The 26772-nt window shown below is 73.2% G+C and carries 25 protein-coding genes and 1 riboswitch; of the genes, 14 read left to right on the top strand and 11 right to left on the bottom strand.

From position 1 onward, the window contains the following. Positions 1-191: 191 nt before the first annotated feature. Both BLU27_RS05730 and BLU27_RS05735 read left to right on the top strand, forming a co-directional pair. Positions 192-1589 (top strand): amidase, encoded by a 1398-nt coding sequence (locus tag BLU27_RS05730; protein ID WP_092651236.1) that lies wholly within the window; start codon positions 192-194, stop codon positions 1587-1589. After that, positions 1586-2521 (top strand): beta-ketoacyl-ACP synthase III, encoded by a 936-nt coding sequence (locus tag BLU27_RS05735; RefSeq protein WP_092651239.1) that lies wholly within the window; start codon positions 1586-1588, stop codon positions 2519-2521. Before BLU27_RS05730 ends, BLU27_RS05735 begins: the two co-directional genes overlap by 4 nt. Before the next feature lie 33 nt (positions 2522-2554). On the opposite strand, the gene BLU27_RS05740 is transcribed toward BLU27_RS05735, so the two are convergent. Continuing rightward, positions 2555-2986 (bottom strand): MarR family winged helix-turn-helix transcriptional regulator, encoded by a 432-nt coding sequence (locus tag BLU27_RS05740; RefSeq protein ID WP_241827996.1) that lies wholly within the window; start codon positions 2984-2986, stop codon positions 2555-2557. Between the two features lie 34 nt (positions 2987-3020). Continuing rightward, a complete protein-coding gene (gene pdxR, locus BLU27_RS05745; protein WP_241827801.1) occupies positions 3021-4565 on the bottom strand; it encodes a MocR-like pyridoxine biosynthesis transcription factor PdxR in 1545 nt (514 codons plus the stop codon). Positions 4566-4799: 234 nt separating this feature from the next. Between pdxR and BLU27_RS05750 the strand changes: the two genes are divergently transcribed. From BLU27_RS05750 to BLU27_RS05765, 4 genes are all read left to right on the top strand, one after another. Beyond that, positions 4800-5714 carry an ABC transporter ATP-binding protein gene (locus BLU27_RS05750; RefSeq protein WP_092651245.1) on the top strand — a complete coding sequence of 305 codons (915 nt, stop codon included), beginning with the start codon at positions 4800-4802 and terminating at the stop codon, positions 5712-5714. A gap of 32 nt (positions 5715-5746) precedes the next feature. Continuing rightward, on the top strand, positions 5747-6490 hold the full coding sequence (locus BLU27_RS05755) for an ABC transporter permease (RefSeq protein ID WP_241827802.1): 744 nt from the start codon (positions 5747-5749) through the stop codon (positions 6488-6490). 89 nt (positions 6491-6579) lie between these two features. Continuing rightward, the gene (locus BLU27_RS05760) at positions 6580-7998 is read left to right on the top strand and encodes a sensor histidine kinase (RefSeq protein ID WP_092651247.1); all 1419 of its coding nucleotides are present in this window, start codon (positions 6580-6582) and stop codon (positions 7996-7998) included. Further along, the gene (locus BLU27_RS05765) at positions 7995-8684 is read left to right on the top strand and encodes a response regulator (RefSeq protein WP_092651249.1); all 690 of its coding nucleotides are present in this window, start codon (positions 7995-7997) and stop codon (positions 8682-8684) included. The genes BLU27_RS05760 and BLU27_RS05765 overlap by 4 nt, the downstream gene beginning before the upstream one ends. Here BLU27_RS05765 and BLU27_RS05770 read toward each other — a convergent pair. Beyond that, a complete protein-coding gene (locus BLU27_RS05770) occupies positions 8588-9844 on the bottom strand; it encodes an NAD(P)-binding protein (RefSeq protein WP_092651251.1) in 1257 nt (418 codons plus the stop codon). The genes BLU27_RS05765 and BLU27_RS05770 overlap by 97 nt on opposite strands. 89 nt (positions 9845-9933) lie before the next feature. Further along, entirely contained in the window at positions 9934-10896 is a 963-nt protein-coding gene (gene sigJ / locus BLU27_RS05775) for an RNA polymerase sigma factor SigJ (RefSeq protein ID WP_092657228.1), read from the bottom strand. 180 nt (positions 10897-11076) lie between these two features. On the opposite strand from sigJ, the gene BLU27_RS05780 reads away from it, so the two are divergent. From BLU27_RS05780 to BLU27_RS05795, 4 genes are all read left to right on the top strand, one after another. Then, the gene (locus BLU27_RS05780; protein WP_092651258.1) at positions 11077-11565 is read left to right on the top strand and encodes a glutathione peroxidase; all 489 of its coding nucleotides are present in this window, start codon (positions 11077-11079) and stop codon (positions 11563-11565) included. Between the two features lie 18 nt (positions 11566-11583). Beyond that, positions 11584-12465: an LLM class flavin-dependent oxidoreductase gene (locus BLU27_RS05785; protein WP_092651261.1), complete on the top strand. Its 882-nt coding sequence runs from the start codon at positions 11584-11586 to the stop codon at positions 12463-12465. A gap of 256 nt (positions 12466-12721) precedes the next feature. Next, on the top strand, positions 12722-13843 hold the full coding sequence (locus tag BLU27_RS05790; protein WP_157728255.1) for a glycoside hydrolase family 6 protein: 1122 nt from the start codon (positions 12722-12724) through the stop codon (positions 13841-13843). 82 nt (positions 13844-13925) lie between these two features. Next, positions 13926-14564 (top strand): class I SAM-dependent methyltransferase, encoded by a 639-nt coding sequence (locus BLU27_RS05795; RefSeq protein WP_241827803.1) that lies wholly within the window; start codon positions 13926-13928, stop codon positions 14562-14564. Between the two features lie 73 nt (positions 14565-14637). On the opposite strand, the gene BLU27_RS05800 is transcribed toward BLU27_RS05795, so the two are convergent. The 3 genes from BLU27_RS05800 to BLU27_RS05810 form a co-directional block, all read right to left on the bottom strand. Beyond that, positions 14638-15075 (bottom strand): rhodanese-like domain-containing protein, encoded by a 438-nt coding sequence (locus tag BLU27_RS05800; protein WP_197681699.1) that lies wholly within the window; start codon positions 15073-15075, stop codon positions 14638-14640. Beyond that, on the bottom strand, positions 15072-15698 hold the full coding sequence (locus tag BLU27_RS05805) for a cysteine dioxygenase (protein WP_092651270.1): 627 nt from the start codon (positions 15696-15698) through the stop codon (positions 15072-15074). The genes BLU27_RS05800 and BLU27_RS05805 overlap by 4 nt, the downstream gene beginning before the upstream one ends. Positions 15699-15885: 187 nt before the next feature. After that, positions 15886-17433, bottom strand: a complete 1548-nt coding sequence (locus BLU27_RS05810) for an aminotransferase class V-fold PLP-dependent enzyme (RefSeq protein ID WP_241827804.1) — start codon at positions 17431-17433, stop codon at positions 15886-15888. Between the two features lie 39 nt (positions 17434-17472). After that, a riboswitch (SAM riboswitch) is annotated at positions 17473-17588 on the bottom strand. Positions 17589-17766: 178 nt separating this feature from the next. Between BLU27_RS05810 and BLU27_RS30240 the strand changes: the two genes are divergently transcribed. The 4 genes from BLU27_RS30240 (at position 17767) to BLU27_RS05830 (ending at position 22475) form a co-directional block, all read left to right on the top strand. Continuing rightward, a complete protein-coding gene (locus tag BLU27_RS30240; protein WP_241827805.1) occupies positions 17767-19263 on the top strand; it encodes a hypothetical protein in 1497 nt (498 codons plus the stop codon). An 80-nt stretch (positions 19264-19343) separates the two neighbouring features. Continuing rightward, positions 19344-20510, top strand: a complete 1167-nt coding sequence (locus BLU27_RS30245) for a ketopantoate reductase family protein (RefSeq protein WP_241827806.1) — start codon at positions 19344-19346, stop codon at positions 20508-20510. Between the two features lie 58 nt (positions 20511-20568). Next, a complete protein-coding gene (locus BLU27_RS05825) occupies positions 20569-21813 on the top strand; it encodes a sensor histidine kinase (RefSeq protein WP_092651279.1) in 1245 nt (414 codons plus the stop codon). Next, a complete protein-coding gene (locus BLU27_RS05830; RefSeq protein WP_092651282.1) occupies positions 21810-22475 on the top strand; it encodes a response regulator in 666 nt (221 codons plus the stop codon). The genes BLU27_RS05825 and BLU27_RS05830 overlap by 4 nt, the downstream gene beginning before the upstream one ends. Before the next feature lie 53 nt (positions 22476-22528). On the opposite strand, the gene BLU27_RS05835 is transcribed toward BLU27_RS05830, so the two are convergent. The 4 genes from BLU27_RS05835 to BLU27_RS05850 all read right to left on the bottom strand — a co-directional run bounded on the left by BLU27_RS05835 (position 22529) and on the right by BLU27_RS05850 (position 26749). Next, on the bottom strand, positions 22529-23533 hold the full coding sequence (locus tag BLU27_RS05835; RefSeq protein WP_157728256.1) for a hypothetical protein: 1005 nt from the start codon (positions 23531-23533) through the stop codon (positions 22529-22531). A 132-nt stretch (positions 23534-23665) separates the two neighbouring features. Further along, a complete protein-coding gene (locus BLU27_RS05840) occupies positions 23666-24502 on the bottom strand; it encodes a carbohydrate ABC transporter permease (protein WP_092651286.1) in 837 nt (278 codons plus the stop codon). Then, complete coding sequence (locus tag BLU27_RS05845; protein WP_092651288.1) at positions 24499-25470, bottom strand: carbohydrate ABC transporter permease; 972 nt, start codon at positions 25468-25470, stop codon at positions 24499-24501. The genes BLU27_RS05840 and BLU27_RS05845 overlap by 4 nt, the downstream gene beginning before the upstream one ends. A 1-nt stretch (position 25471) precedes the next feature. Then, on the bottom strand, positions 25472-26749 hold the full coding sequence (locus BLU27_RS05850) for an ABC transporter substrate-binding protein (protein ID WP_092651291.1): 1278 nt from the start codon (positions 26747-26749) through the stop codon (positions 25472-25474). Between the last annotated feature and the right edge of the window lie 23 nt (positions 26750-26772).

The following is a 26772-nucleotide window of genomic DNA, read 5'->3' on the forward strand; positions in this document are numbered from 1 at the left end:
GGGTGCCCGCCGTTTCCCCGCGCACGTAGGGCTCCCGATCGCGCACCGCCTTCCCGGCCGACACTTTCTGCGCATGTTCGATTACGGTTCTCTTGCCCACCGGCCAGGGTCACCGGCTCACCGAACCGGTCCACGATTCGTGGCGAAAGCGCGCACGACGTCCGCTGTGCCTGGTGTGGCACTGTGGGGAGATGGCGCAGACGCGGGCAGGGGTGGACAGGCATGCGCTGGACCCTGACGATCCCGGGTCCGCCGACTCACTGTGCGTACGAATCGACGCCGCGTCCGAGCTGCACGCGTTCGTCGCCGAAGCCGGCCGGCGTGAGCGCGTCCGGCGCGAGCTGGCCGAACTCCGTGAGCTACGCGAGGCAAGCGAAGTCGCGGCGCCGGCAGGCTCCCGCTCCGGTCACGGTCTGGACCGCCCGGCGTTGTTCGGCGTTCCGGTCGGTGTCAAGGACGTCTTCCACGTCGATGGACTGCCCACGGCCGCGGGATCGCGGCTGCCGCCGGAGCTGCTGGCCGGCCCCGAAGGTGGTGCGGTCACCCGGCTCCGCGAAGCCGGCGCGGTGGTGGCGGGCAAGACGGTGACCGCGGAGTTCGCGTCCGTGGCGCCCGGCCCCACCCGCAACCCGCACAGGGCCGGTCACACGCCCGGCGGGTCGAGCAGCGGGTCCGCGGCGGCGGTGGCGGCCGGGCTGGTGCCGCTCGCGCTGGGTACGCAGACCGTGGGGTCGGTGCTGCGGCCGGCGGCATACTGCGGGATCGTCGGCTTCAAGCCCGGCCACGGCCGGATCCCGGACGACGGACTGGTGCCGAACGCACCCACGTTCGACACGGTGGGCATCCTCGCCGTCGACGTCGCCACCGCGATCCGGGCGGCCGCCGTCCTCTGCACGGACTGGCGTCCGGGCCTGGTGGCGGACCTTCCGTACGAGGGCGGCGGAACGCCGGAGGCGCTGCCCCTCATGCCCGTCCCGCCCGAGCTGCCGGTCCTCGGCGTACCCGACGGCGCCTACCTGCGGCAGGCGACCCCGGTGGCGCAGGCGGCGTTCGCCGCGCAGGTGGAGACCCTGGCCGCCGCCGGCTACCCCGTCCGCAGGGTCGGGATGCTGGACGACATCGACGAGGTCAACCGGCGCAACCGCACGATCAACGGCTTCGAGTTCGCACGGGTGCACGAGCAGTGGTTCGCGCCGTACGCCGACCGCTACCACCCGCTGACGGCCGCCGCGGTCCGCGACGGCCGGAAGGTGTCCGAGGCCGACTACGCCGACGCGCTGGCGCGGCGCGAGCACTTCGCCGGTGACCTGGTGCGGCGCATGGACGCCGAGGGGATCGACGGGTGGATCGCGCCCGCGGCGACCGGACCCGCCCCGGAAGGCCTGGACTCCACCGGAAGCCCGCTGATGACGCTGCCCTGGACCCAGGCCCGGCTGCCGGCGGTGAGCGTGCCGGCCGGCCTGGTGGACGGGCTGCCGGTGGGCCTGCAGTGCGTGGCCCGCCCGGGCGCCGACGAGACTCTGCTGGCCTGGGCGCGGCGGTTGGCAGCCGTCCTGGGAACTACCCGACGACGCGAAGGACTTCGATGAGCGGTTCGCAGATCGTGGCCATGGGCCACTACCAGCCCCCGAAGGTACTCACCAACGACGACATCGCCCGGCTCGTCGACACCAACGACGAGTGGATCCGGAGCAGGGTCGGCATCCGTACGCGCCACATCGCCGAGACCGAGACGGTGGACGAGATGGCGGCGGCCGCGGCGGAGAAGGCGCTGTCGGCCAGCGGGCGTACCGCGGGTGACGTGGACCTGATCGCGGTCGCCACCTGCACGGCGGTCGACCGGTCGCCGAGCATGGCCGCCCGGGTCGCCGCCCGGCTCGGGATCGCCGCGCCCGCGGCGTACGACATCAACACCGCCTGTTCGGGGTTCTGCTACGCGCTGGCCACCGCCGACCACGCCATCCGGGCCGGTGCTGCGCGCACCGCGCTCGTGATCGGGTCGGAGAAGTTGTCGGAGGTCACCGACTGGACCGACCGGTCGACCTGCATCCTGGTTGGGGACGGCGCGGGGGCCGCGGTGGTGACGGCCTCGGAGGAGCCGGGTATCGGCCCGGTCGTGTGGGGGTCGGCGCCGGAGCTGGGCGACGCGGTACGCATCGAGGGTCAGCCCGCGGTGTTCAGCCAGGAGGGCCAGTCGGTGTTCCGGTGGGCGACCACGAAGCTGGCGCCGATCGCCCGGGAGGTGTGCGCCCGGGCCGGTGTCGACCCGGCCGACCTCGCGGCTGTCGTACCCCACCAGGCCAACCTGCGCATCATCGAGCCGCTCGTCCGCCAGCTCGGCGCGACGAACGCGGTGCTCGCCCGCGACCTGGTGGAGTCCGGCAACACCTCGGCCGCGAGCGTGCCGCTGGCGCTGTCCAAGCTGGTCGAACGCGGCGAGGTTCCGGCGGGTGCGCCGGCGCTGCTGTTCGGGTTCGGCGGCGGACTGGCGTACGCCGGGCAGGTCGTGCGCTGCCCCTGACGCTGACGCCTTGGCCGGGCTCCGGAGCCGGCCTCAGGAGCCGAGGTTGCCCCGGATCCGGTCAAGCGCCCGGATCAGCGCCGCGCGGTCGTCTTCGCCGAAACCGGCCAGCGCCCGGTCCGACAGGGCCCGCGTCTCCGCGTCCAGGACCACCTCGAGCTCCCGGCCGCGGTCGGTGAGGTGGATGCGGACCAGCCGGCGGTCGCGCAGGTCGGGTTCGCGGGTGACGAGGCCGGCGGCCTCCATCCGGATCGCGGCCCGGGTCACGGTCGGGGTGGCCAGGCCGAGCCGGCGGGCGAGCTCGCCGGGTGCGAGACCATCCTCCTTCCACAGCTCCCGGAGCAGGAACTGCTGGCCGTCGCGGACCCCATGCGCGCGGTAGGCCTCGTCGGCCGCCTCGGCGAGGGCCCGCTTGGTGGCCCAGAAGACGCCCTGGAACTCGTCGCGGGGGAAGCTGCGCGGCATCTTCGTCACGGCGTCATTGTCCCTTGCCGTCCGCTTACCTGCCCGTTGCCGAGCTGATCGCGTCGGTGAGCCGCTCGACAGCGGCGACGACGGCGTTGTCGGGCAGGTTGCCGTAGCCGAGGACGAGGGCCGGGCGGGTGGGATCCGGGCGGAGCCGGTAGCCGTCGAGGTCGGCGACGCGGACACCGCGCGCCGCGGCCCGGGCGACGACGGTCGCGGCGGGAGTGGCGGGTTCGAGGTGGAGGACGAGGTGCAGACCGGCGGCCACGCCGGACAGCTCGCACCGGGGCAGGCTCGCGCCGAGTGCGGCCACCAGGGCGTCCCGGCGGTGGCGGTACCGGTGCCGGGCCGCCCGCAGGTGCCGGTCGTACCCTCCGGTCTCCACGAACGATGCCAGCGCGAGCTGGTCGATCACCGGCGGGCCGGACGTGCGGTGTTCCGGCGTCTCGCGGAGCGCGGCTGCCCAGCGGCCCGGCGGAAGGAGCCAGCCGATCCCGACCGCCGGTGACAGGGTCTTCGACAGCGAGCCGAGCAGCGCGACCCGAGCCGGGTCGGTTCCCTGCAGCGTCCCCACCGGCCGGCGGTCGTAGCGGAACTCCGCGTCGTAGTCGTCCTCGAGCACGATCCCGTCGACCTGCCGAGCCCACGCCAGCAGCGCGGCCCGGCGGCGCGGCCCGAGCACCACCCCGGCGGGGAACTGGTGGGCCGGCGTGACCACCACCGCACGCACCCGAGGATCCCCGGCGAGCTCGTCCACCCGCAGGCCGTCGGCGTCGACGGGGATCCCGACGGGTTCCAGACCAACCCGCTCCAGGGCCTCCCGCAGCCGTGTCCAGCCCGGGTCCTCAACGCCGATGTGGGTGTGCCCCTCGGCGCGGAGCAGCCGGCCCAGCTGGGTCACCCCGTCGGTGACGCCCGCGGTGATCAGCAGGTCGCCGGTCCGCGGATGCGCGCCGCGGCAGCGGCGGAGGTAGTCGGCGAGTACCTGACGCAGTTGGGGGGCGCCGCCCGGCGGCGGATAGCCGAGATCGGTGTACGACACGGTGGCCAGCTGGGTGCGTACGGCCTCGGCCCACCGGCGGCGGGGGAACTCACGCAGGTCGGGCAGACCCGGAGCCAGGTCGTAGGGCGTGCCGACCGAGGCTCTCGCCGGCCCGGTCGCGTGACCCTGACCGCCCGGCCGGACGGTCGGCGGCTGGGCTGTTCGGTTGCCGTACGGGCGGGCTCCGTTCGACCCGGCCGATCCGCTCGATGTGCCGCCCCGCGTACCGTCCCCCGTGCCGTCCCGCGTGTCGCCCGGCGTACCGGCGGGCGCGTCCGTGCGGACGACGGTGGCCGAGCCGGTCCGGGCGGTGAGGTAGCCCTCCGCGACGAGTTGTTCGTACGCCTGGGTGACCACCCACCGCGAGCAACCGAGGTCGACCGCGAGGGCCCGGCTGGGTGGCAGCGCACTGCCGGGGCCGAGCCGCCCGGTCCGGATCGCGTGCCGCAGGGCCCGGGTCAGGCGTTCGTGCAGCGGGCCGGTGCCCTCGACGTCCAGGAGGGTGTGCCAGGCGAGTTTGGCTCGGGTGATCGCCATGATCAGGGATCGTACGCCCGAACCAATCTGCGGGCGATCCGCAGGCGGTCGGCGGCCGGGCCACTCGTCCCCGCAGCCGCCATCAACCGATCGGTTGATCGCAGGTCTGGCCGGTCGGGTGATTCGCCCGGCCCCGCACGACGGCCAGACTCGAAACCGCCAGAACCTCCCGCGGAACGATCCCGCGGACCCACCCGGCCGAGCGTCCGGCCTCCTACGACGAAGGGCGGCGCCATGCCGGTCATCGAGGTGTCCCACCTGCACAAGCGGTACGGCGACAAGGTCGCGGTCGACGACGTGTCGCTGACGGTGGAGGCCGGTGAGATCTTCGGCATCCTCGGCCCCAACGGGGCGGGCAAGACGACGACCGTCGAGTGTGTGAGCGGGTTGCGGACCGCCGACGCCGGTGAGCTGCGGGTGCTGGGGCTCGACCCGCGCCGCGACCGCGATCGCGCCGCTCTCCGCGAACGCCTCGGCTGTCAGCTTCAGGAGAGCGAGCTGCCCGATCGGCTGCGGGTGCGGGAGGCACTGGAGCTGTACGCCTCCTTCTATCGAGCCCCGGCGGACTGGCGGGAGCTGACCGAACGGCTCGGCCTGGCCGGCCAGCGCGACACGGCGTTCGCGAAGCTGTCCGGCGGGCAGAAGCAGCGGGTCTCCATCGCGCTTGCCCTGATCGGCAACCCGGAGGTCGCCATCCTCGACGAGCTGACCACCGGTCTGGACCCACAGGCGCGCCGGGACACCTGGAGCCTGATCGAGCAGGTCCGCGACAGCGGCGTCACGATCGTGCTGGTCACCCACTTCATGGCCGAGGCCGAACGCCTCTGCGATCGGCTGGCGGTGATCGACTCGGGCCGGGTGGTCGCGGTGGACACCCCCGCCGGCCTGGTGGCCCGCACAGGTGGCGAGCAGCGGATCAGGTTCCGGCCGTCGACGAAACTGCCCGACGACGTCTTCGCGGACCTGCCCGAGGTGACCGGTGTGAGCCGGACGGGCGACCTGGTGGTCGTCACCGGGACCGGTGACGTTCTGGCCGCCGTCACCTCCGCCCTGGCCCGGCAGCAGGTCCTCGCCCACGACCTCCGGGTGGAGCAGGCCAGCCTGGACGACGCGTTCGTCGAGCTCACCGGCCGGACCCTGTCGAACTGACCGTCAAGAGACAACGGAAAGAAAGAGGAACCATGTCCGTCCTGTCCGGCCTGGCCAAGCTCACCGCTGTGGAGGCCAAGCTGTTCCTCCGCGAGACCGGGATGGCGGTCCTGACCATCGCCTTCCCCACGCTGCTCCTCGTCGTCCTCGGCCTGATCCCCGCCCTGCGCAGGCCGGACGAACTGTTCGGCGGCATGCGCTTCGTGGACGTGTTCATGCCCTCGCTGATCGTTCTGGTGCTCGCCCTGCTCGGGGTGAACACGATGCCGACCCGGCTGGCGGGCTACCGGGAGAAGGGCATCCTGCGCCGGCTGTCGACCACGCCGGTGCACCCGCGCAACCTGCTCGCCGCCCAGCTCGTGGTGAACGCCGTCGTCGCGCTGGTCGCCGTCGGCCTGCTGATGCTCGTCGGGTACCTCGCCTTCGACGTGCCGATGCCGCGCCACCCGCTCGGCTTCGCCGCCGCCCTGCTGGTCGGCGGGGGCTCGATGTTCGCGCTGGGGACGCTGGCGGCGGCCACCGCGCCGACGACCCGCGCGGTCGCCGCGATCGCGATGCCGATCTACTTCGTGTGCATGTTCCTCGGCGGGGTGTTCCTGCCGCGGTACCTGCTGCCCGACCTGGTGGTGACGCTCGGTCGGTACGCCCCTCCGGGGGTGCAGGCGCTGCAGGACGCCTGGACCGGCGGCGGCCCGCAGGTGCTCCAGCTGGCGATAATGGCGGCGATCGCCGCGGTCGCGGCCGCGGTCGCCGCCCGGTTGTTCCGGTGGGAGTGACCCCGGCGACGCTCGCGGGAGCGCGGCGAGCGCGTAGGGCCGGTGGATCCCCCAGCGGCAGCGCCGTGATCAGGGAAGGAGGCGGTCCGATGGCCTCGTGGCGGTCCAGCCTCCGGTCGTGGGAGCGCTTGGAGAGCCCGGTCTACTCCGCTCTTCCGTACGTCCTGCTGGCCGTGTCCCTGGTGCCCACTGCCATCCAGGCAGGCGGCTCGTGGCCGACGTTGCGGATCTCGGTCGGCCTCGCCGTCCTGGCCGCCGCGTGGGTGTACGTGTGGCTGACCCGGCGGCCCACCCTGGCCGAGCGCCCGGCGTACGGCCGCATCTACTTCGCCGGCTTCCTCGTCCTGGCTGCCGCGCTGGTGGTGCAGAGCCCGTGGTTCGGGATCTTCGTCTGGGTCGGATACGTGCACGCGGGCGCGTTCCTGCGTGGCCGGTGGAGGTACGCCGGGATCGCCGCGACCGGGCTGCTCGCCGCGGCCTCCCAGGCCGGCGGCGGGCTGCCCACGCTGGACCCGGAGTACCTCGCGGCGGTCGGCGTGCTCCTGGTGGTCAACGTCGGTATCGCCGGCACGGTCACCTTCTTCGCCCTGGTCAACGAACGCGAGCACGAGGAACGCCGGCGGACCGTCGCCGAGCTGGCCGAGGCCAACCAGCGGCTGCAGGACGCCCTCGCCGAGAACGCCGGTCTGCACACCCAGCTGCTCACCCAGGCGCGCGAGGCCGGGATCCTGGACGAACGCCAGCGGATGGCCCGGGAGATCCACGACACCCTCGCCCAGGGGCTGACCGGCATCATCACCCAGCTCGAGGCGGCGGCCCTGGCGGGACCGGGCGACGCGGGTGCCGGTGCGCGTGCCGGTGCCGACGTCGAGGCGTGGCGGCGGCACCTGGACAACGCCACCCGGCTGGCCCGGGAGAGCCTGTCGGAGGCTCGGCGTTCGGTGCGGGCGATCCGGCCGGAGGCGCTGGAGACCGCCCGGCTGCCCGAGGCCCTCGCCGAGGTCGCCGGGCGCTGGTCGGCCCTGCACGGCGTGACCGCCGAGGTCACCACGACCGGCACCGCCCGCCCCCTGCACCCGGAGGTGGAGGTGGCGTTGCTGCGGACCGCGCAGGAGGCGCTGGCGAACGTCGCCAAGCACGCCCGGGCGACGCGGGTCGGGCTGACCCTGTCCTACATGGAGGACGTCGTGTCGCTGGACGTCCGCGACGACGGGATCGGGTTCGTCCCGGACCAGTTCGCCGGTCAGCTGCCGGTGGCCGTGCCGGCGCAGGTCGGCGGCCCGGTGCCGGACCGAACCAGCGTGCCCGCCACGAACGGCGAGGCCCCCTCCGGCGCCGACCCCGACACCGACCCCGACACCGACCCCGGCCCGGGCCACTACGGCCTGACCGCGATGCGGCAACGCATACAACGGCTGGCCGGACGGTTCGAGGTGGAGTCCGAGCCGGGCGCCGGCACCGCCCTGTCCGCCGTCGTACCCGCGATCGACGCAGGTGGTACGCCATGACGACCCGGCCCGCGCCGGCCCCGCCGCCGACACCCTCTGATCCGATCCGGGTGCTGATCGTGGACGACCATCCCGTCGTCCGCGACGGCCTGCACGGGATGTTCGGCGCCGATCCGAGGTTCGAGGTGCTGGGCGAAGCCGCCGACGGCGCCGAGGCGGTGCGCCTGGTGGCGCAGCTGCGGCCGGACGTCGTCCTGATGGACCTGCGGATGCCGGTGATGGACGGGGTCACGGCGATCACCCGGCTGGCCGAGACCGGTACGCCGGCCCGGGTGCTGGTGCTCACGACGTACGACACCGACAGCGACGTGGTGACCGCGATCGAGGCGGGCGCGACCGGATACCTCCTCAAGGACGCGCCCCGCGAGGAACTGTTCCGCGCGGTGGTGGCGGCCGCGCGCGGGGAGGCGGTGCTGTCCCCGGCGGTGGCGACGCGGCTGCTCGGCCAGGTCCGCCGTCCGACCGTGGAGCCGTTGAGTCAGCGGGAGCTGGAGGTGCTCGGCCTGATCGCGCGCGGCTCGACCAACCGCGAGGCGGCCGCCAGGCTGTTCATCAGCGAGGCGACCGTCAAGACGCACCTGCTGCACATCTACGGCAAGCTCGGGGTGAACGACCGGGCCGCCGCCGTGGCAGTCGCGTTCGACCGAGGACTACTCGGGCGTGTCACGCCCCCCGGGCGAAGCTGAGCGAGCGCCAGTTCGGCGGCCGTTCTCGCGCTGGCCATCGTCACCTCGCCGAGCATGCCCGGCGCGGCCACCTGGTCGCCGACGAGGAAGACGCCGTCGCCGCGGTCGATCGCCGGCCGGTCCCGCCAACTGGTCCCGGGCAGGTCCACCGCGCCCGTACGCCCGGACGCCACCGCGTCGCGGCGCCACGTCACCCGCTCCCGCCAGCCGGGCAGGGCCAGGTCGAGCGTCGACTCCAGCCGGGCGAGGCCGGCCGCCTTCGACTCACCCGGCCGCAGCGGCAGCTGGGCCTGGACCAGGGAGTGTCCGGCCGGGGCGAGGGAGGGGTCGGGGACGGTGACGCGTTCGACGAAGCCCGCCTCGTCCAGGTCGAACACGATGAACGGGTCACCTCGCCGATCACGCAGGCCCAGGTCGAGCAGCACCGCCCGGCCACTCTCCCAGGTCAGCGCGGGGTCGCGGAGCAGCCGCCGGGCCGCGGCCAGCGAGGTGGCCACGATCACCGGTGTCTTCGTCGGTACGGCGTCGACCCGGGCGCCGGTCTCGATGGCGACGCCCAGGTCACGGGCCCTCGCCGCGAGCCGGTCGACCAGTGCCTGCCAGCCGCCGACAACGTAGCGCGCGGCGGGCCGGCCGGGCCGGACGAGTCGCTGGAACCGTTCCCAGACGTACGCCGCGGACAGCCTCCCCGGATCGAAGTCGTACACCGTCACGCCGGTGGCGGCAGCCACCGCGGCCGCGGCCCGGTCACCGAACCGGCCGGTCGCCCAGCTGGTGAAGTCCTGGTCGACGGGTGCCCGTAGGCGCCGGTGGGCCGCGGCCGCGAGTACGCCCCGGGGCGGAAGCGCGCGCAGCCTGCCGTCGTGGCGAAACCGCAGCCGGAACGTCGCACCCAGCGGCGCCGGGCGAGCCGTGTCGGTCAGCCCGCGTTCGGCCAGCCAGGACCACTGGAGGCCGTCGCGGTAGAGGGCGTGCGGGCCGTCGTTCGCGACGTACGGCTCGTCCGTCGAACGCGCCCGGCCGCCCAGCGTGCGGTGGGCCTCGAGGAGCCGGACCCGGGCACCCTCCTCCGCCGCCGCGACCGCGGCCACCAGCCCGCCCAGTCCGCCACCGATCACGGTGAGGTCCGCGAGCTCGGCGCGGTCGGTCCGGTGCGTCATGGTTCCCCCTTCGTTGAGGTGCCGCCCGCGTGGCTTCGCGGGCGGACACCAGCACGACGGGGTACGCCGGCCGGACGTGACACGCCTCGTCAGGGCCAGAGGCCGACCGGGTCGCCGACCCGCACGATGTCGTGCAGGCCGTGCAGTTTGTCCGGGTTGACCTGCACGTGGATTGTGCTTACCCGGCCGTCCACGACGTCCAGCGAGAACACGCTGTGCGGCTCCCCGCGCGAGGTGACCACCAGCGCCAACCGCCCGTTGACGGATGCGAGGTAGGTGCGCGGCTCGGGTGGCGGCTTCTGGGCGATGCCGGCCAGGAAGCGGGCCACCTTGTCCGCGCCCTCGATGACGCGCAGGGCCGCCTTGGCAACGCCGCCGCCGTCGCTGTGCAGGGTGACGTCGGGGGCGAGGAGGTCCATCAGGCCGGCCAGGTCGCCGGAGTTGGCGGCCGCCAGGAAACGTTCGGTCGCGTCCCGCTGGGTGCTCCGATCTGTCTCGAACCTCGGCCGGCGGGCCTCCACGTGCTGACGGGCCCGCCGGGCGAGCTGGCGTACGGCATCCTCCGACCGGCCGAGCGTGCCGGCGATCTCGGCGTGGGAGAACCCGAACGCCTCCCGCAGCACGAACACCGCGCGCTCCAGCGGGGACAGCGTTTCCAGCACCACCAGCATCCCGAACGACACCGAGTCGGCCAGCGCCACGTCGTCGGCGATGTCGGGTGCGGTGAGGATCGGCTCGGGCAGCCACGGCCCGACGTAGGTCTCCCGCCGGTGCTGGGCGCTGCGCAGCCGGTCGACGGCGAGGTGGGTCACCACGCGGACGAGGTACGCGCGGGGATCCCGCACACTCGCGTGGTCCACCTCGCGCCACCGCAGCCAGGCGTCCTGGACCACGTCCTCCGCGTCGACCGCCCGGCCGAGCACGCGGTAGGCGACCCCGAACAGCAGGTCCCGCTGCTCGTCGAAGACCGCCGTCGGGTCGCCGGCGTCGACCGGATTCCCCGCCTGGGATTCGGTCTCGCCGGGAGGTCCGGGCTCGTGCGCCGTGGTCATGGCCATCTCTCCTGTCAGCAATCCCGCGCCGCCGCGCGTCGCGCGCCCGCGAGTTCGACCGTAGACGAGTCCGGTCCGGCGTTCGTGACATGCCGGCGGATCGGTCGCGGCGTTCGGCAGGTTGGCGTCCTGCGGTTTGATGGGGGTACGGCGGGAGCCACCTCGACGGAAGGACCACGCGTGAGCATCTACGACACCCCCGTACGAACGCTGGCCGGTGCACCCGGATCCCTGGCAGACCTGGCCGGGCGTGCCCTGCTGGTCGTCAACGTCGCGTCCAAGTGCGGCCTGACTCCGCAGTACACCGGTTTGGAGCGGCTGCACGAGCAGTACGCCGACCGCGGGTTCGCGGTCGTCGGTTTCCCGTGCAACCAGTTCGGCGGGCAGGAGCCCGGCACCGCCGAGGAGATCCAGGAGTTCTGCTCGACGACGTACGGCGTGACGTTCCCGATGTACGAGAAGGTCGAGGTCAACGGACCCAACCGGCACCCGATCTACGACGAGCTGACCGCCGTGCCCGACGCCGAGGGCGAGGCCGGCGACATCCAGTGGAACTTCGAGAAGTTCGTGATCTCACCGGACGGCAAGATCGTCGCGCGGTTCCGCCCCGGCACCGAGCCGGACGACCCCAAGCTGGTGGAGACGATCGAGCAGAACCTGCCGAGGTAGCCGCCGGGAGGGGGCGGGATGCCCGACTACGGACGGGATCTGGCGTTCGGGTACTTCCTGGTCCCGAACGCCGCCGACCCGCTGCTGGACACCGCCCGGGAGCTGGAGCGGGCCGGTTTCGACTGCATCGGAGTCCAGGACCACCCGTACCAGCGCCGGTACGTCGAGACCTGGACGCTGCTGGCGATGATCGCCGCCCGCACCGAGCGGATCCGGGTCTTCCCGGACGTGGCCAACCTCGCCCTGCGCCCACCGGCGGTGCTGGCCAAGGCCGCGGCCAGCCTGGACGTGCTCAGCGGCGGGCGGTGCGAGCTCGGCCTCGGCAGCGGTGCGTTCTGGGACGCGATCGAGGCGTACGGCGGCACGCGGCGCACCCCCGGCGAGGCGATCACCGGCCTCGGCGAGGCGATCGAGGTGATCCGGCTGCTGTGGAGCGGGCAGCGCGACCTGCGCTTCGAGGGCCGGTTCCACCGGCTCGCCGGGGCGACCTCAGGTCCGGTGCCCGCGCATCCGATCGGCATCTGGCTCGGTGCCCACGGTCCCCGTGCGCTCAGGTTGACCGGCCGGTCCGCCGACGGGTGGCTGCCCTCCCTCCGTGACGGTGACGTCGGCGCGCTGGTCGAGGGCGCGGCCCGGATCGACGAGGCCGCGCTGGCCGCGGGGCGCCGCCCGGCCGACGTACGCCGGGTGCTCAACGTCGCCGGAACGCTCACCGGCGGCCGGTCGGAGGGTCTTCTGCGCGGGCCCGCCGACCAGTGGGTGGACGAGCTCACCGACCTCGCCGTGGGGCTCGGCTTCGACACGTTCGTGTTGTGGGCGGAGGAACCGGAGCAGTGGCGGAGGTTCGCCGCGGAGGTGATCCCCGGCGTCCGCGCCCAGGTCGCGGCCGAACGCGCCTGAGCCCGGTCGCCACGGGGTGACGGTGGCTCCCCCGTTCGGGTGAACCTGCCTCCCCTCTCCGTCCAAGCACGCTCTCACCCCGGACGGCCGGCGTTACGTTGGCGGCTGTTGGCCACCGTGGCGGTCGTGGTGCCGGGCAGCCGTGCGCGGCTCGGGCGCCCCGCTCGGCGAGGGGAGCGGTATGGGCCTTCGAGACATCTCGGACCCGGCGTGGAGGCGTGGCCTGGGACCTCGGCTGAGGTGGACGCTGCGGCCGATGCTCGCGCCGTTCGGGCCGGGCCGGCGTACGCGGCGGGCGGTCGGCGCGGCGGCCATCCTGGCGGTGGCGGCGTTCACCGCGGTGGTGATCAGCCCGACGAACGGCGAACTGTCCTCGAACGGTCCCACCTGGCCGATGGCCGCGCACCCCACCACGGACAACCCCGTCTCGCGTACCAACGGTTTCTACGTCGACCCGCACGGCCAGCCCACGGCCTGGGTGCGCGACAACCCGCACGACCCGCGCCGGTCCCTGATCGCGGAGGGGATCGCGCAGCGCCCGGTCGCCAGGTGGTTCCTGGGCGGCTGGGACGACGCCACCTCGGCGCGGGAGTACGCCACGGCCGCCGCACGGACACACCGGCTGCCGATCCTGGTGGCGTACAACATCCCGCGCCGCGACTGCGGCGGTTACAGCGCGGGCGGCGCGCCCACCCCGGCGGCGTACCGCTCCTGGATCGACGGGCTGGCAGCCGGGATCGGCTCCCGGCCCGCGGTCGTGGTCCTCGAACCCGACGCGCTCGCCGGGCTGACCTGCCTCCCGGCGGCGTGGCAGCGGGAGTACGACCGGCTGATCGCGTACGGCGTGGACCGGTTCCGCGCGGCGTCACCCGGGACCTGGGTGTACGTCGACGCCGGGCACGCGGCCTGGGTACCGCCGGAGGAGATGGCCGAGCGGCTGCGCCGGGCGCACGTGGCGAACGCCCGCGGCTTCGCCCTGAACGTCTCCAACTACCGGTCCACGGACGCGAACGTCGAGTACGGCCACGCGGTCGCCGACGCGCTCGCTGAGAAGGGGATCTCGTCGCGGTTCCTCGTCGACACCAGCCGCAACGGCCGGCCGACGGAGGACGCGCAGTGGTGCAATCCACCCGGTCAGCGGGTCGGTCAGGTGCCGCGCCTCGGCGGCGCGAACGGGCTGGACATGCAGGTGTGGGCACGGCCACCCGGCGAGTCCGACGGGCAGTGTGGAGTCGGCGCGACCCTGCGGGCGGGCGAGTTCAGCCCTGCCCTCGCGTACTCGCTGCTCACCGAATCCGATCCGCCCGGCTGGCGGCCCGGCCTGGCGCTCGGTCTTCGCCGCGGGGCCGACCTGTGGGCGGTCCTGCGTACCAGTTGAGCCGGCTCTGCTCCCCGGCCCCCGGCCCCCGGCTGCCGAAAACCGGTCGTGGTCGCGAGCGCGGCCCCCTATCTTGTGCGCCGTGGCAACCCTGGGGCCCAGACCCGACCCGGAGTGTGATCCGAAGGAGGTCGTACGTCGCGGGTACGACGCGATCTCGTACGCCTACCGCGGTGACCATGGCGACGACCCGCGGTACGCGCAGTGGATCAGCGCGCTGACGGCCCGTGTCCCGGGTGGCGGCGCGGTGCTCGACCTGGGCTGCGGGTGCGGGGTGCCGGTGTCCAGGACGTTGAGCGAGGCGGGGTACGCGGTCACCGGTGTCGACCTCAGCGACGTCCAGATCGAGCGGGCGCGAGCCCTCGTTCCCGGCGCGACGTTCCTGCGGGCCGACGCGTCGGTGGTGGAGTTCCCACCCGGGTCCTTCGACGCGATCGTCTCCCTCTACGCGCTCATCCACATCCCGGTCGACGAGCAGCCGGCGCTGCTGGCCCGAATCGCGTCGTGGCTGCGGCCCGGCGGCTGGTTCCTCGCCACGACGGGCCACACTGCCTGGACCGGCTCGGAGGAGAACTGGCTCGGCGCACCCATGTGGTGGAGCCACGCCGACGCCGCTACGTACCGCGCGTGGCTGTCGCGGGCGGGGCTCACCGTCACCCGCGAGGAGTTCGTGTCCGAGGGCGACGGCGGGCACAGCCTGTTCTGGGCGCAGCGGACCTGACCGGCGTCCCCGGCCCCCGCCGGATTCTTCCGCGGAAGAATCCGCGCTCGCGACCAGGAACCCGCAGCACCGGTCAGCCGGACCGGGTGGGCAGGCCGGCGGCGGCCCAGGCGACGAAGCCGCCCTCGACGTCGGTGGCGCGGTGCAGGCCGAGATCCTGCAGCGCCGCCGCCGCGAGGCTGGACGTGTAGCCCTCCGAGCAGAGGACGAGAACCTCGACGTCGTACCCCGTCGCCTGCGGCAGCCGGGCCTCACTGGCCGGGTCGAACCGCCACTCCAGGACGTTCCGCTCGACCACCAGCGCGCCCGGCACCGCACCCTCGACGTGGCCCTCCCGCGCGCGCTGCTCGCCGGGGCGGATGTCGACCAGCACCGCGCCGGCCCGCACCCGGTCGTACGCCTGCTGCGGGCTGAGGCGGGTCAGCCGGGCGCGCGCCTGCGCGAGTACGTCGTCGATCGTGCGGCGGACGGGCGCGGCCCGCTCGGGCGTCGGGCGTACGGATGTGGTCACCAGTCGACTCCTGCGCGGTCGGAGGAAAGGACGGTCAGCCGCCGGTCCACCACGGCGTACCTCGTCATGGCGGTGAGTTCGGGCGCGTACGCGTGGATGCTGACGGCGGGCACGGCGCCGGAGTTGGCGACGTCATGGACATGCTCGTACCCGAAGCCGCGGACCTGACCCGCGGCGAAGTGCCGGCGGGTGGGACGTACGACGGTGCCGGGGCGGATCCCGCCACCGGCCGTCCCGCCACCGACCGTCGTGCCGCCGGCCGGGGTGACGGTGGCCGGGGTGACGGAGGTCTCGGTCAGCACGCCGCGCACCACCGTGAACGCGCCGAGCGCCTCGCCGTGGTCGTGCAGGCCGGTGCCCTGCCCGGGCAGCCAGCCGATCAGCCACACCTCGTGGTCGGGGTCGACGTCGAGGCGGGCGTACCAGCGTTCGTCGCCGTGACCGAACCGCAGCCGGTCCTGCCACAGTCGCGGCTCGGCGGCGATCCGGCGTACCAGCGCGGCGGCGGAGGCGACGCTGGGTACGTCGACGGTGAACCGCCCGCCCGCGTGGCGGCCGGCGGTGAAGGGGACGGAGGTGAAGGGGACGGAGGTGTCGCTGAAGTTCAGAGATGTCGCGGACATGGGTGTCTCCGGAGAACGAGTCGAGCCGACGGTGGGTTGCTCGAACCGCTGGTCCCACGCCCGTGCCGGGCACGTGCCTTTCGGTCAGGTCAGCAGGGTGGACCAGCGGCGCACCGACACCGCTGGTCGAAGTGGTCGCCCCGGCGCCCGTTCCAGAAGACGTCGAGCAGGGGCAGCAGGCGGCCGGTCACGGCCGGGCCTCGCGCTCGCACGGCGACGCGCCGCCGGTACCGGCGAACCCGCCCAGGGAGGTGATGCCGTCGGGACCGTCCGCCGTCACGCCCGCCCACTCCGGCACCGGCCGGGGATCGCCCACCGGCTCCCAGCGCCCGTCGACCACGGCGTACTCCCACCGCGACCCGGCCACCAGAAGGTTCTCGACCGCGTCGGCGAGCCGGTCGACGTCGGCCAGCGTGGTGCCCACGCCGAAGCTAGCCCGCAGCGTCCCGTCGGGAGCCCCCAGCCGGGACAGCAGCGGGTGCGCGCAGAACTTCCCGTCGCGGACGCCGATGCCGTGCTCGGCGGACAGGTACGCCGCGACGAGTCCGGGGTGGTGGCCGTCGACGCTGAACGCCACCACGCCGATCGCGTCCGGGCTGTCCCGCCAGATCCGGTGCCGGCGGACGCCGGGCAGGGCGTCCAGCCGGTCGACCAGGCGGGCCCGCAGCGCCTCCTCGTGCGCGGCCAGCGCGCCGTCCGGCAGCGCCGCCAGCGTCTCGCAGGCCTGGCCGAGTGCCGCCGCGCCGAGCACGTTGGGGGTGCCGCCCTCGTGGCGTTGCGGGGCGTCCGCCCAGGTGGTGCCGGTGAGGGTGACCTCCCGGACGGCACCGCCGCCGGGAAGGTACGCCGGGGCCGCGTCCAGCCAGTCACGGCGGCCGACAAGGGCGCCGGACCCGAGCGGTGCGTAGAGCTTGTGCCCGGAGAACGCCACGTAGTCGACGGCGCTGGCGGTCAGGTCGATCCGCCGGTGGGGGGCGAGCTGTGCGGCGTCCAGGACGACGCGGGCGCCGGCCTGGTGCGCGGCGGCGACGATCTCGTCGAGCGGAAGCACCTCGCCGGTGACGTTGGACGCGCCGGTGACCGCGACCAGCGCGGCCGGCCGGGCGGCGAGCTCGGCCCGCAGGGCGACCAGCGTGGCCCGCTGTGTCGTACCGGCGACCACGCACCGGTGCCGGCCGCGTCGCCACGGAAGCAGGTTGGCGTGGTGCTCGATGTCGAGGAAGAGCACGTCGCCGGCGTCCGAGGCGCCCGTGCCGTCCCTGTCGTCCCGGCCGCCGCCGGCCTCCTCGGTGCGGCCGGGCACGGACCGGGCCAGGAGGTTCAGCGCGTCGGTGGTGTTGCGGGTGAACACGACCACGTCGTCGGCGCGTGCTCCCACGAACGCCGCGACCTGGGCACGAGCATGTTCGTAGCGCGCGGTGCTGACCCGGGACGCATACCCCGCGCCCCGGTGCACGCTCGCGTAGTACGGCGCCACCTGCGCCAGGTGAGCGGCCACGTCGGCGAGGCAGGGTGCGCTCGCGGCGTAGTCGAGGTTGGCGTACGCCGTGGTCTCGCCGGTGACCAGCGGCACCGGGAGGCCGCCGCCCACCACGGGCAGCAGCGGAGCGGCACCCACGCCGGCCGCCGGAGCGGAACGAACGGCACCGGACGTCACCCGGTCGGCCGAGGACGGGAGCGGGATGTCGGGGGTACGGCGTTCGGGCCTGACGGCCACGGCACTCAGAAGAGTCACAACACACCTCACAGGTCTCCGGGGACCCGTGGGCGTGGGGTCCCGCGCTTGCCGCACCGGTCGGCGCGACCTGGTCCTCACCCGGGGCACCCCACCGCGGAGGAGGGTTGCCGGCCAGCAAGCCGGGGCTGGCGAGTCCCGCCCACCACGTGGCCGGCGCGGGTCGCGCGAGGGGCCGTGGTGGACGAGTCTCCTGCTGGCACTCGTGACCGGAAGTCACAGTAACGGCTGTCGGGAACGGCCGAAGATATGTCTCAGATACTGAAATCACAGTCTGCATTACGGACAAGCCGCGCTGGTGGGCTTCCGCGCACGCTTCCGACCTGGGCTTTCGTGGTCGGCGTCCTCGTCCTCACCGCGGCCGTCTGGGCGGCACTCCAGCCCTCGGTCCCCTACCTCGGGCACGACGAGGCGGTCTACGCGGCCAAGGCGCGGTCCTGGCTCACCGGCGCGCCGAGCGCGCAGTGGGGGCCCCATCGTGCCCCGGGACTGCCGGCGCTCGGGTTCGTCGCGCTCGCGGTGCACGAGAGCGTGGCGTCCGTTCGGGTCGTGGGGTTGCTGCTGGCACTGCTGGCGTTCGCGCTGTTCTGCTGGGCCGCAACCGGACTGCTCGGGCCCGCGCGCGGCATCGTGGCCGCCCTGCTCGTGCTGTCCGGGCCGGGTTTCCTACGCCGGATCCCGGAGTTCCTCACCGACATCGGGACCGCCGGGCTACTCGCCGGAGCGGCGTACTGCCTGCTCCGCGCCCAGGAAGGCGGCGCGGTGCCGGCCCGGCGTGCCGGACCCCATCGGGCGGGTGGCCGCGACCGGTGGGTACCGGCCGCGGCCGGGTTCGCACTCGGCGCGTTCTACCTGCGGTACGGCGCGCTCGCCGGCATCCTCGCCCTCGCCCTCGCCGCCGTCGTGGCCTGGGGACCACGAGCCTGGCTGGCCCGGTGGCGCGGTCTGCTCGGCGCGGCCGCGCTGCTGGCGGTCGGGCTGGCGCCGCACCTCGTCGCCGCCGAACGCGTTACCGGGTCGCGGGTCGGCATGGTGCGGGCATCCGTCGGCGCCGGTCACCCGGAGGGGCTCGGGGGCCTGCTCACCTACGTGCGGATGTTCCCCGTGAAACTTGCCGGGCCGTGGGGCGGGGTGGTGATGGCCGCCGGTCTGGTGGCAGGGATGCTCGCGGCATGGCGGCTGGCCCGGCGCCGACCACGACCAGAGGACACCCGGACGGTGTTCGTGGTGCTCGCGGCCGTCGCGCTCGTCGTCTCGCTCGGGCTGGCCGCACACGGCGAGCCGAGGTTCGTGTTCTTGTCGGTGTTCCTGCTGACGCTGGCCGGCGTGGCAGTCCTGGCCGAGTGGGCGGGCGCCCGCGCGCGGCTGCTGCTCGGCGCGCTCGCCGCCGGTGCGGTGGCGACGATGCCGGTGACCGGCCTGCTCGTCGCCCGCGGACTGCACGACGTGACCAGCCAGCGGAAGTCGCTGGTGGCGGCGGCCGCGGAGCTGGCGGTGCAGTCCGGCGGGGTGGTCGGCCACTCGACGGGGTTCGCCGTGCCGACCAGGCGGTGTGTGGTGGTGACCGGCTACCAGCCCGAGGTCGGGTGGTACTCCGGCTGCGCGACCGCGAGCCTCGAACAGGTGCGCTCGGGGGAGCTGCCGCCGAACGCCCCGGTGTCGTACCTCGTGTTCGCGCGCGGACGGGACCAGCTCCCACCGGCGCGGGTCCGAAGGCTCGCGGCCGACCGCTCCGTCCGGGTGGTCGAGTTGCCCGCCGTGGGCTCGCTGGGTGCGGGGCGGCTGCTCACCGTAGGGGGTACGCCGTCGCGGACACCGGCACGCGGCTGACGTGGGGGCGCCGGCGGGTGCCGGCGGACACCGGCGGACACCGGCTGGCGATCCGGGCAGGGTGCTGGCAGGCTCGGTCCGTGGCTTCGGATCATCCCGGCAACACCGGCTCCTCGTCCTCTCCCTATGCCGCCGCGTCCGCGGCCGGGTCCTCGGCAGCTTCGCCGCCCACCTCGCCCGGGTACACCGGCGACGTGCAGCGGTTCGTCGTGTACGGCGCGGGCGCGATCGGCGGCGTACTGGGTGCCCGGCTGCACGCGGCCGGCCACGAGGTCGTACTGATCGCGCGCGGTGCGCACCTGGCCGCGATCCGGGCCGGCGGCCTGCGGGTGGAGTCGCCCGACGGCAGCGAGACGTTGCGCATCCCCGCGGTCTCCGGTCCGGACGAGATCGACTGGCGCCCGGGCGACGTCGTGTTGCTCGCGATGAAGAGCACCGACACCGAGGCTGCCGTACGCGCCCTCGCCGCCGTGGCCGACCCTGCGACGCCGGTGGTATGCGTGCAGAACGGCGTGGCCAACGAGCCCACCGTCCTGCGGCACTTCGCCAACGTCTACGGCGTGCACGTGATGTTCCCCGCGACCCACCTCACGCCCGGTGTGGTGCAGGCCCAGTCCGCTCCGGTGACCGGGATCCTCGATCTGGGCCGCTACCCGCGCGGGGTGGACGGGACGGCGGAGCGGATCGCCGCGGCCTTCCGGTCCGCGACGTTCGCCTGTGAGCCGCGGCCGGACATCATGCGCGGAAAGTACGTCAAACTGCTCGGCAACCTGGGCAACGCCATCGACGCGCTGTGCGGCCGGCCGAACGCCGACGACACCGATGACGCCGACGACCCCGACGGCGGTGACCCGCGGGAGATCGTCGAGCGGCTGCGCGCGGAGGGCACGGCGGTGCTCGAGGCGGCCGGCATCGAGTTCATGTCCTTCGCGGAGGACCGGGCCCGGCGGGGCGACCTGATCCAGGTCCGCCCGGTCAACGGGCAGGCCCGCACGGGTAGCTCGTCGTGGCAGAGCCTGGCCAGGTCCACCGGGGCGATCGAGGCCGACCACCTGAACGGCGAGATCGTGCTGCTCGGCCGGCTGCACGGCGTACCCACTCCGGCCAACGAGCTCGCCCGGCGGCTCGCCAACCAGGCGGCCAGGGCGGGCGATCCGCCCGGTTCGCTCCGGGTCGCGGACTTCTGGAAGCTGCTGGCGGCAGCCGAGGCAGCGGAGTCGGATGAGGCCGTACTCCCCAGGTCGTAGCGAAGCCGCCCGCGCCGGACGGATGCCGACCGGCGGCCTGGTGACCTAGCGTTCCCTCGTGACCCCCGCACCCACCGACCAGCCGCCGGGCCGGCCCCGCCGCTCCCCCGGCCGGCCCTCCGAAGGGGCCGGCGACGGAGGCGGCCGCTGCCCGTGGACGGGCCGGCCGTCCTGGCGTGCGGTCGGGTCGTGGCCGGTCAGGTTGCCGATCGTGCTGGCGATCCTCCAGGTGGGCGGAACGCTCGGCGCCGCGCACAACCAGCCGGACACCAAGCCCGTCGACGCGCTCGCGATCGTGCTGCTGCTGCTCGGTCCGGCCGCCCTGGTGTTCCGCCGGGCCCGCCCGGTCGCGGTGCTGTACTTCGTGATGACGGTGTCGTTCGCCTACATCCTGCTCGGCTATCCGTACGGCCCGTTCTTCGTCTCCGCGATCGTGGCGTTGTTCGAGGCGGTGCGGTACGGCCACCGCTGGGCGGCCTGGCTGACCGCCGGCGCGGTGTACTTCGGCCACATCGCCTACCGATGGACGTCGGGCGAGGGGCCCGGCACCGTCGCGGCGATCGTGGTCGCCGGCTGGCTGCTGGCGGTACTGATCGGCTCGGAGCTGAACCGCATCCGCGAGGAACGCGTCAAGGAGAGCCGGCGGGCCAAGGCCGCCGAGGCCGCGGGCCGGGTCAGCGAGGAACGCCTGCGGATCGCCCGCGAGCTGCACGACGTGGTGGCGCACAACATCTCGCTGATCAACGTGCAGGCCGGCGTGGCGCTGCACCTGATGGACGCCCAGCCCGAGCAGGCCCGGACCGCGCTGACCGCGATCAAGCAGGCCAGCAAGGAGGCGCTGGTCGAACTCCGGTCGGTGCTCGGCGTCCTGCGCCAGGTCGACGAACCCGGACCGCGTCAGCCCGCGCCCAGCCTGCGCCGGCTGACCGAGCTGGCGGCGCGCACGCGGGCGGCCGGGCTCGACGTCCGGGTGGAGGTGGAGGGTACGCCGGAGCCGCTGCCGTCCAGCGTCGACACCGCGGCGTACCGGATCGTGCAGGAGGCGCTCACCAACGTCCTCCGGCACGCGGGCGCGCGCTCGGCCGTGGTGCGCGTCGCGTACGCCGACACGGCCGTGACGGTCGAGGTGACCGACGACGGGTGCGGTACCCCCTCCGGCGGAGGTGACGAGCTCGGCGGTGGCAGCGGCCTGCCCGGCATGCGTGAGCGCGTCGGTGCGCTCGGCGGGCGGTTGCACGTAGGACCATTGCCGGGCGGAGGATTCCGGGTGTACGCGGAGTTGCCGCGGGAGGGAGCACCATGATCTCGGTCCTGCTCGCCGACGACCAGGCGCTGGTCCGCGCCGGTTTCCGGTCCCTGCTGGCCGCCGAGCCCGACATCGAGGTGGTCGCCGAGGCCGCCGACGGCGCCCAGGCGGTGGAGTACGCGCTGGCGAAGCGTCCGGACGTCGTCCTGATGGACATCCGGATGCCCGACGTGGACGGGCTGGAGGCCACCCGCCGGATCGTCGCCGAACCCGAACTGGCCGGCGTGCACGTCGTCATCCTCACCACGTTCGACCTGGACGAGTACGTCTTCGAGGCGCTGCGCACGGGCGCGAGCGGGTTCCTGGTCAAGGACACCGAGCCGGTGGAGCTCCTGCGCGGCGTACGCGCGGTGGCCTCCGGGGACGCGCTGCTGTCGCCTGGAGTCACCCGGCGGCTGATCGCGGAGTTCGCCAACCGGTCGAAGGAGCCGGTACGCGGCGCGGACCTGGCGGCGCTGACAGAACGCGAGCGCGAGGTGCTCGCCCTGGTGGCCGAGGGGCTGTCCAACGACGAGATCGCCGCCCGGTTGGTGGTCAGCCCGGCCACGGCGAAGACGCACGTCAGCCGGGCGATGATCAAGCTGGGCGCGCGGGACCGGGCGCAGCTGGTGGTGTACGCGTACGAGGCCGGACTGGTGCGGCCCGGCTGGCTGGGCTGAGCACTCCGCTGAGCACTCGGCTGGGCTGAGCACGCGTCCGGGCTGTGAAACCGTTATCGCCTGGGCACCCACCCGGACTGCTGCGCGTCCGGGCGTTGCGTTCCCCGATGCCGCACGGGTGGTGCCGGGATCTCCGTCGCGGGCCCCGGCCGGACCAACGCCGCCGCCCTGGTCACGATCTCCTGGGCCGCGGCGAGGGTGCCCGGCGCGAGGTCGCCCAGCCGGGTCAGTCCGTCCGCGCGGATCACCTTGTCGTGGGGTACGCGTACGACGGCGGCGAGGCGTTCGCGTACCGGTGCGAGCTCACCGTCCATCCAGCGCGGCGGGTCGGTGCCCGCGACCTCGACCACCGCGGCCACCATGCGGTCGACGGCCAGGCCGTCGTGTTCGAGCACCTGGACCAGCCGAGCCAGGGCGGCCGCCCCGAACCCGCTCGCCGAGGTGACCAGCACGGGCACCGCGTCGGGCCGGCGGGCCCACTCGTCCAGGACCGAGGGCCGGGCGGCGTTGCGGGCGGCGACGTGCGCCAGCGCGAGCGGCGCCGAGGTGTCCACCACCCCGGCGAACCAGCCACCGGTCTCCAGCAGGTGGGCGTACCACCCCGGGTCCTCGGGCACCCCCACCGGCGGCCGCGTCCACGGCCGGGCGTCGGTGAGTACGTCGTACCCCGGTCCGTCGGCCGCGTCCGCGCCGAGGTCGGGCAGGTCGTCGCGGCGGCGCCGGCGCACCGGGACGGACCGGCGCAGGGCCGCGTCACGTATCGCGTCAGGATCGAGGGGACGACCGGGGGGAACGAGCGCTCCGGGCAGGCCGACCGCCTCGTCCCCGGCGACGTGGCGGGCGACACCGACACCGAGCCAGTCCGCCCACGGCGAGGCACCCCTGGGAACCGTGTCGACCAGCACCGTGCGGGTGGTCGGCGCGAGCACCTGGGCGAGCAGCCCGGCCAGCGCCGAACGTCCGGAACCGCCGTTCGCGCCCAGCACCGGGAGGAGTGCACGGACACCGCGCGGCAGCATGGCGCCTGCGCGCCGCCGGCTCGATCCACGCCACGTCACCGGTCGAGAATAGCCGCGCCGAAGGCCAGTCGGCCGCTCGCCCGACGTGACGGGAGCGGCCGGCGACGTCGTTGTCGCCGGCCGCTGCACGGACCGTCGTCCATACCTGCTCGCTACCCGGGCATGTGTCAACTACTGCTTGACAGCACCTGCCGCGAGGTCCGCGAGGAACTGCCGGGCGCCGAGGAAGAACACGATGATCAGCGGGATCACCGCGAGCAGCGTGCCGGCCATCACCATGCTGTAGTCGGTGTTGTAGAGGCCGTTCAGCTGCGACAGCGCCACCTGCAGGGTCTGGCGACCCGGGTCGATCAGCACCACCAGCGGCCAGAAGTAGTCGTTCCAGGCGTTGATGAACGTGAAGATCCCGAGGAACGCCAGCGCCGGCCGCAGCAGCGGAACCGCCACGTGCCAGTACTGCCGCCAGAAGTTGCAGCCGTCGATCCGAGCGGCGTCGAGCAGTTCCGAACTCACCGCGCCCTGGGCGTACTGCCGGAGCAGGAAGATGCCGAACGCGTTCACCGCGCCAGGCACGATCAGTGCCTGGAACGATCCCACCCAGCCGAAGTTCGCCATGATGACGAACGACGGCACCGTGGACAGCTGGGACGGGATCATGAACGTCACCAGCAGCACGACGAACAGCACGTTCTTGGCGGGGAACTCGAACTTCGCGAACGCGAACGCCGCGATCGAGTCGAAGAAGAGCACCAGCACCGTCGTCACCACCGCCACGAAGATCGTGTTGGCGGTGGAGCCGAGCAGGTTCACGCTGTCGAAGACCTTGCCGAAGTTCTCCAGCAGGTGGGTGCCCGGCAGTAGTTCCGGCGGGAACTTGAAGATGTCCTGCGTCGTCCGGCTGGCCATCACGAACATCCAGTAGAACGGGAAGATCGAGACGGCGACGCCGAGAAGGAGCAGCACGTGGGTGACGACGGACCACACGCGCCGGGCGGCGACCGCGTTCATGCGCGCACTCCCTTCCGCGAACCCCGGTTACCGGCGCCCTGCACCAGCCGCCAGTTGATCAGCGAGAACAGAATCATGATGACGAACAGGCCCCAGCCGATCGCGGCGCCGTAGCCGAACTGGTTGTTGATGAACGCCTGTTGGTAGAGGTAGAGCACCATCGTCGAGCCCTCCGAGCCCGGCCCGCCGCCGTTGCCGACGAGCACCTGCGGCTCGGTGAACAACTGCATGCCGCCGATGGTCGAGGTGATGACGGTGAACAGGATGATCGGGCGCAGCAGTGGCACCGTGATCCGGAAGAAGACCTGCCACAGGCTCGCGCCGTCGACCCTGGCGGCCTCGTACAACTCGGTCGGGATCGCCTGCAGCCCCGCGAGATAGATGATCGCGTTGTAGCCGGTCCATCGCCAGATCACCATGGCGGCGATGGCGATCTTGATGCCCCACGGCGTGTTCAGCCACTCCACCGTGTCGAGGTGCATGCCCTCCAGTGCGGCGTTCAGCAGGCCGAAGTTGTTGCTGAAGATCGAGCCGAAGATGATCGCGATCGCCACGATCGAGGTGACGTTGGGGATGAAGTACGCGATGCGGTAGGCGCTGCGGCCGCGGATCTGCTGGTTCAGCATGAACGCGATGACCAGCGCGAAGAACAGCATCGGGATCGTGGAGATGAACCAGATCTGGAAGGTGTTGACGATCGACTTCCAGAAGATCGGGTCCGACAGCATGAACTGGTACTGCGCGAGCCCGACGAACTTCATCGGTCCGATGCCGTCCCAGTTCTGGAACGACAGGTAGAGCGAGAACCCGATCGGGAACAACCCGAAGATCGCGAACAGGATGTAGAACGGCGAGATCGCGAGGTAGAGCGACAGCAGTTCGGACTTCGTGCGACCCGCGTGGGTGCCGGTGGAGCGGCGGTCGTCCGGGGCCTGCACCGGGGCGGTGATCGGCGTCGTGGTGGTCATGTCAGATCAACCCCAGGTGGGAGAGCTGTCGGTCGGCTTCGGCGAGCGCGTCCTTCCACGCCCGCTCCGGATCCTTGCCGGCACTCCAGATGTTGGTGATCTGGTCGCTGAACGCCGGCCCGATGACGTTGTCGTACGGGCTGAGGTAGACCGGTTTGACGTTCTTCGCCGAGGTGGCGAAGACCTCGTTGATGACCTGCCCGCCGTAGAACTTGTCCTTCACCTGTGCCCGCCGGTCCTCCAGCGAGGCGATCGCGGAGGGGTAGAGCTGCATCTCGTTCAGCCCGTAGATCAGCTGGTTCTCCGGCGACTGGAGGTACTTGATCACCTTGAACGCGGCCTCCGGGTCGCGGCACGACTTCGGGATGCCGAGGAACGAGCCGCCGCTGTTGCCGGCGCCACCGGGTGCCCGGCAGACCCGCCACTTGCCGGAGGTGCCGGAGGCCGCGTCGGTGAGGACCTGGCCCATCCACACCGCGCCGACGAACGACGCCACCCGGCCGGTACTCATGGCGGCGTTCCAGTCGCTGGTCCAGTCGTTGGTGTTGGAGGTGATTTTGCGGCGGTAGGCGTCCACCGCGAGGTCCCACGGCTGGCGCACCTGGGGCCCGTTGCCGATGAAGTGGTTCTTCTCGTCCATGTAGCGCTTTCCCTGCTGGGCCAGCGCCTGGCCATAGACCATGTCGACGTTGGGCATCATGTACGTCTTCGGCAGCTTCTTGACCAGGGTCGAGCCGGCCTCGAGGTACTTCTCCCAGGTGGACATCTGGGCGGCCACCTCGGCGGGCTCACTCGGCAGCCCGGCCCTGTCGAACAGGTCGTGCCGGTAGAAGAGTGCCGTCGGCCCGGTGTCCATCGGGAAGCCGACCATCCGGCCGTCGGGGGTGACCCCGCGCTGCCACTTCCAGTCGAGGAACTCCGACTGGACGTCCTTGGCGCCGATGTCGTACAGGTCGACGAACTGGTCGGCGTCGGGGAAGTACGTCGCGACGTCCTCGTTCAGGCCGACGATGTCGGGGATGTAGGCCTTGCCGGCCAGGCTGGTGAGGAACTTCGACTTGAAGTCGCCGCCGATCTTCTGTGGAACCAGTTTGACGCCGGTCGCCTTGGGCGTCTTCGCCAGCAGTGTGTCGCTGATCGAGCGGTTCCAGTACCAAAGGCTCAGGGTGCCTTCGGGGGTGAGGTAGGAACCCCGGGTGCCACAACCGGAGGTGCCGAGGAGAGCGGTGCCAAGGAGTCCAGAGGCCGCCGCGAGAAACGTGCGTCGGTTGGGCGCCATGTTCACCTCGTTTCGTGAGACGA

The sequence above is a fragment of the Actinopolymorpha singaporensis genome, from assembly GCF_900104745.1.
Classification (GTDB): Bacteria; Actinomycetota; Actinomycetes; order Propionibacteriales; family Actinopolymorphaceae; genus Actinopolymorpha; species Actinopolymorpha singaporensis.